The organism is Cryobacterium sp. TMT3-29-2 (assembly GCF_004564305.1).
GTDB lineage: Bacteria > Actinomycetota > Actinomycetes > Actinomycetales > Microbacteriaceae > Cryobacterium > Cryobacterium sinapicolor.
In genome coordinates, this window is the sequence record NZ_SOGK01000098.1 from 1 (window position 1) to 4,622 (window position 4,622).

Below are 4,622 nucleotides of genomic sequence, written 5' to 3' on the forward strand. Positions count from 1 at the left end.
ACCTTGCTCGCTGAGGCGCCGGGCAATGTCCAGCCCGTACCATTCACCCTCGCGTAACAGCGCCAGGAGGCAGAATTCCAAGACGCCCTTGCGCAGATTTGTGAGGACTATATCTTCTGATTGGCCCATGCATTGCACTATACCGGGTTATGCAAGGTTAGGTCATCACAGCAGGGTTTTGAGGGTGGGACATGAGGGCTCATGAGCAACATTCATGCCGCCTGGCACGAACGTTCAGTCAGCAGCGTCAATCTGACGTCGGAACGCCCGATAGACGTTCCCCCGTGACACCCAACCTGAAGGGCGGGAATAGGTGAGTTCCCGACCCGAAGCCTGCTGGTGACTAAGCGCTCGGGTTGCCGATTCGTTCCATCCACGTCTCGGGGATAGCCAAAGCGGTGAACCCTGATCTGGAATACAAGCCGTGCGCATCGTTGGTCGAGAGAGCCATGCGCCGCAGACCAAGCGGCTCGAACTCTGCCAGAACTCCCTCGATGAGGACAGCGCCAATGCCGCGGCCTCGAACCTGGGGGTCGACGAACACATCGCAAAGCCATGCAAAAGTCACTCCATCCGTGACGACCCGCGCATAGGCGACTTGCTTGTTCGATTCGGTGTCGTAGACGCCGAAGTTCCGTGAGCCGTCTATGGCTGCATCCTGCCGGGCACGTGATCTCCCTGGCGCCCAATAAGACTGCTCGCTGATCCAGCGGTGCACTTGGTCACGGTCAATATCGGCAACGTCGGCTGAGAACCGATAGTTCGAATCCATCTATCCATCTAATCGGTCTTGGGCGGACTGCGCCCGACCAATCGCCGTGTTGCAAGGAGTATGCCCGCACGTCGTTATGTTCCGGGCGCGACGGCATTTTCCCGCCGTACAAACAGCTGTACCAACGCTGGTCGAGTCGTCGGGAGGGGCCACTGATGACTCGGCGGTGGGGTCGGAGGCACGATATCCCAACGACTTGGGCGCCGTCTGGATAGGCCATGGGCGCAACTGCACCGTGACGAAGTGAATCCTCGACAGTCGTAAGGAGGCCGGCGGTTCAACTTGCAGCGCTTGGCGCCCTCAACTTCACCGACAGGGACAGGCTGCAATTTCGAGCATCAATTCCGAAACTCGTCGAAGCTAAGGTCCGTATTCCGTTTGCTTTCATTCCGGTGGCGTGTCTGCGCTCCGATTGCGGCGATCCGCAATCACACGGGCACCGGCGCGGCCCTCCTGTTCAACCAGGGGTCTCCGAGCAAGGCTGCACCGAATACAACGATCACGATGATGCCGTAAAAGCCCAGGATCTGAAAGCCAAAGGCGAAGGAGAGGATGACACTGCACGTCAGCGTGACCAGCGCTGTCGACATGGCGGTCAACACGCGGCGCCGGCGTGGACGAGTGGCCAACTTCCTGGAGAGCGGCTTCGCCAGGCCGAGGGAGGCCTCGCTGCTAACCCACCCGGAAAGCAAGCCGAACGGCACCATGTAGCTCGCGAATCCGAGACCAAAGAGCGAATTGTTGAATACGTCCCATGGCCCGACCAATCCTCCGTGGCTGAAGAGCGCAATGACATTGAGAGGGCCATAGAAACTGGCTAAGTCGAACATGAGGAGTGCACCCAGACCAAGGCCGAGCAGCCGATATCTCCATCCGACCGGCCGAACCTGTGTAGGGATCGCGGTCATGAGCAAAGTCAATTCGGTACCTCTCTTCCCTATCGATAGATGCAAGTCACATGGTGTCATTCCGGACCAGGCCGTGCCCTAAATCCCAGAACGGACCGATTTCGACCACTAGCCTCGCTGTCCCAGGGGCCATGGACAGACACCGCGATGAGAGCAAGACCGACCAGAATCAGGATCCAGGAATAGGGACTTGCTGATCGAAGAAGCACCTGGAAAACAAAAGAGAAGACCGACATAACGCCGAGGGAGAAGAGAACTCGTGTGACCCACCAAGGGAACAACCCTCGTTCATTTCGCATGACCTCACCCTACGCACCTGTCTATGGCCAATCCGAAGGGGGACTAATGGAGTGACCGCAAAGGGTTCCGAAATGCCACTCCCCCGAGACTTCGAATCCTCCGCGAGTTAGCGCCGAATGTGCGTCCGTCGAGGTCTGGCATGCAGGCGTCGTTTCGGCAACCTGCGGTGGGCCAATCAGTAGATGGGATCGACCTCGAGCTACTGTGCCCAAATGGGGAAACGTCTTTCATTTTTAGCGGGGCCGGTTGTAGTGGCGTTGTATGCGGCGGTGATGGTGCTGACGATCGTGGTGTGGGATCCAGTAGCCGCCGTCCCTGCGTTGACACACCCGGAGATCTTGGCGGAACTTGGTGACGCTGGAGTGAACGTGACCGCTGCCGCAATCGGCCTGATCGTGTGGGGTGCTGTTGGCGTCCTGCTCGCGCTTGTACCGAGCGTCCTCGGCTTCACCGGGTATCTCGGACGAGGTGCTGTCAGTATGGGCCATCTCGCTGTGGTTGCCGCTGGCGCGCCAGCCTACTTCTTTGGTTCATTCTCCCTGGGGATGGATGTCGCGGACACTTTTGCTGTCTCGGGTGGTGACCACACGCTGTGGGGCGGAGTCCTGTATGCCGTTAGCGGGGTCGCCTTGTTGGCACTCGCCGCCGTCACCATCCTCAGAGTCGCAAGCCGCGAACCGGCGCTGGCGTGATTGGAGTTTTCGTCGTCCCGCCGGCATCCACCAGCTAGGCCAATGGTGCGGGGCCGGCCTTAGCCCTCGTCGTCGTGACGGAATTAGTTGACCGTGCTGCTGATAAACGCTTGTCTGGCTCGCGTCGGTTGCGCCCCCGGTGCAAGTCCGGTGAGAACGAAACCGCTTGACCAGATCTCGTAAGCTAGCGACTCGATCGTCGACGCGGAAACTCCACTCACTATTCGCGGACACCGCTCAGACCGCTTAGTGAGTCGATTCAGCAACTCGCTTGCGGGAGACCCCGGACCAGTAGGCTCGGCCCATGTTTCAATTCAATGCAATCGTGACGGTTTATTTGATCGCGGCTCTCGCCGCTGTTGTTGTCCTGTTTTGGCTGGCAATCACAGCAATCCGGGCACTCAACGTCTACATCGCAAAGAATCGCCAACCGCGCACTGATAAGGATTAGGTCGGTCGGGAAGGCTGGCCATCCTCGCTAGCTTCGTCAGGTCAGGATTCAGAATGCGGACAGCTTGATCGGGTCTGGCAATCCAAGGCGGCTCTCGGTTAGATTCTCGATAATCGTTAAGTAGCCAGGAGGGGCATTATGCAGACATCGACTTCAAGTCGACAAGCACGAACCTTGGTGGCCGTGCAGGTCGTGGCAGGTGTCTACGCGATGGTCGCCTTCGTTTTCGCCGCTTTCATGCTTTTTGTTCTACTCAGCTCGGGACTGGCCGGCGGCGGTTCCGCGATCACCCTGCCGGTCGGCGCCAGCCCGGCAACTTCGGTCTCAGCCCTAGACGTCAGTGCGCAGTCGCCCGACGCGTATTTCACCGAGGTCGAGTTCACCGCGCAGGATCTCAGCCTCGGCACTTCACTGCTCTACTACGCACCCAGGGCGCTCACCCCTCTTGCGCACGGCATCGTGGCTCTCGCCATCATGGTCCTCGCCCGAAATGTTCGCAGCGGACAGCCCTTCGCCGGGCCCGTTATTCGAGGAATGACGATTTCCGCACTGACTATCGCCATCGTCGGGAGCACGAATCAACTGCTTGCTGGTTTCGGCACCAGCCTGGTCCGATGGGAGCTGCTGTCAGACACGCCCTTGGCTGGCTGGCTACCCGCGCCTGCGTTTGATTGGACGCCCGTCTTTGTCGGTTTGACCCTAGGCATCATCGCCTGCGTCTTCCACGCCGGTGCCAGCCTGCAGCGCGAGACGGAAGGATTGGTCTAATCGGGATGCCGGATGAATTATCGGGTGGCATCCATTGCCAGCTTGACGAACTGTTGGAGGAGCGCCAGATGACGCTCACGCGGCTGAGTGAATTGGTCGGGCTAAGTATCGTGAACCTGTCGGTCCTGAAAAATGATCGCGCGCGTGCAATTCGCTTCTCCACGCTGTACGCGATCTGCGACGCGCTCGACTGCGAGGTCGGCCAACTGCTCGTGAAAATTCCCGACCACGCTAATAGTTAGGCCAAATGGCCCGGAAAGGGTTGGCGAATTCAACTGGTCGTTGCAACGATTGGTTGAATTCGCCATCGGCTATCGGGCACACCAAAGCGGGTGAGCTACGCAGTTCCGTCGCAGGATGCAGAATCTCCAGGCATAGCTCAACGCCCTGACCGGGCTGGGCTGTAGCACGGCGCGCGGCAATGACCTCTAGTCTGGCAACGTGACGATGCTGACGCCGACGACCGCTCGGGCATTCTGGCTGGCACTCCTCGAAAACGCAGCGCGGCTCATCATTGATGCGGACGCCCTATTCCCATCACCACGCGCGCAGTCACTGATTGTCCTTGCTCAGGAGGAAGTGGGCAATGTCAGCGACGGTTGAAAAGTAGGCCAATAACGACGACAGTTTCAAGCGGTCAAGGCAACGCATGCGGTGCTGAAGACCTCATGAGGAGTCTGCCATCCCAATGTTCTCCGTGGGCGATTGTTGAGTTCTGCCACGATCTCGTC

The 4,622-nt window shown here is 59.0% G+C and carries 7 protein-coding genes; 5 read left to right on the plus strand and 2 right to left on the minus strand.

All coding sequences use genetic code 11. The features are described from left to right. Positions 1 to 343: 343 nt before the first annotated feature. Entirely contained in the window at positions 344 to 772 is a 429-nt protein-coding gene (locus E3O67_RS11525; RefSeq protein ID WP_135102751.1) for a GNAT family N-acetyltransferase, read from the minus strand. A gap of 428 nt (positions 773 to 1,200) precedes the next feature. Beyond that, a complete protein-coding gene (locus E3O67_RS11530) occupies positions 1,201 to 1,680 on the minus strand; it encodes a hypothetical protein (protein ID WP_135102752.1) in 480 nt (159 codons plus the stop codon). 512 nt (positions 1,681 to 2,192) lie between these two features. Here E3O67_RS11530 and E3O67_RS11535 point away from each other — a divergent pair. From E3O67_RS11535 to E3O67_RS16975, 5 genes are all read left to right on the plus strand, one after another. After that, a complete protein-coding gene (locus E3O67_RS11535) occupies positions 2,193 to 2,672 on the plus strand; it encodes a hypothetical protein (RefSeq protein ID WP_135102753.1) in 480 nt (159 codons plus the stop codon). Positions 2,673 to 2,976: 304 nt separating this feature from the next. Further along, positions 2,977 to 3,123 carry a hypothetical protein gene (locus tag E3O67_RS16970; protein ID WP_167726594.1) on the plus strand — a complete coding sequence of 49 codons (147 nt, stop codon included), beginning with the start codon at positions 2,977 to 2,979 and terminating at the stop codon, positions 3,121 to 3,123. Between the two features lie 138 nt (positions 3,124 to 3,261). Then, positions 3,262 to 3,891 (plus strand): hypothetical protein, encoded by a 630-nt coding sequence (locus E3O67_RS11540; protein ID WP_135102754.1) that lies wholly within the window; start codon positions 3,262 to 3,264, stop codon positions 3,889 to 3,891. 5 nt (positions 3,892 to 3,896) lie between these two features. Next, positions 3,897 to 4,133: a helix-turn-helix transcriptional regulator gene (locus E3O67_RS11545; RefSeq protein ID WP_135102755.1), complete on the plus strand. Its 237-nt coding sequence runs from the start codon at positions 3,897 to 3,899 to the stop codon at positions 4,131 to 4,133. Between the two features lie 205 nt (positions 4,134 to 4,338). Beyond that, positions 4,339 to 4,494, plus strand: coding sequence for a hypothetical protein (locus tag E3O67_RS16975; RefSeq protein WP_167726596.1), 156 nt, complete (start codon positions 4,339 to 4,341; stop codon positions 4,492 to 4,494). Positions 4,495 to 4,622 lie beyond the last annotated feature (128 nt).

Excerpts from the sequence above, each read along its gene's own strand:
- E3O67_RS11540 (WP_135102754.1), top strand. The coding sequence starts at position 3,262 with ATGCAGACATCGACTTCAAGTCGACAAGCACGAACCTTGGTGGCCGTG.
- E3O67_RS11525 (WP_135102751.1), bottom strand. The coding sequence starts at position 772 with ATGGATTCGAACTATCGGTTCTCAGCCGACGTTGCCGATATTGACCGT.
- E3O67_RS16975 (WP_167726596.1), top strand. The coding sequence starts at position 4,339 with ATGCTGACGCCGACGACCGCTCGGGCATTCTGGCTGGCACTCCTCGAA.
- E3O67_RS11530 (WP_135102752.1), bottom strand. The coding sequence starts at position 1,680 with ATGACCGCGATCCCTACACAGGTTCGGCCGGTCGGATGGAGATATCGG.
- E3O67_RS11545 (WP_135102755.1), top strand. The coding sequence starts at position 3,897 with ATGCCGGATGAATTATCGGGTGGCATCCATTGCCAGCTTGACGAACTG.
- E3O67_RS11535 (WP_135102753.1), top strand. The coding sequence starts at position 2,193 with ATGGGGAAACGTCTTTCATTTTTAGCGGGGCCGGTTGTAGTGGCGTTG.
- E3O67_RS16970 (WP_167726594.1), top strand. The coding sequence starts at position 2,977 with ATGTTTCAATTCAATGCAATCGTGACGGTTTATTTGATCGCGGCTCTC.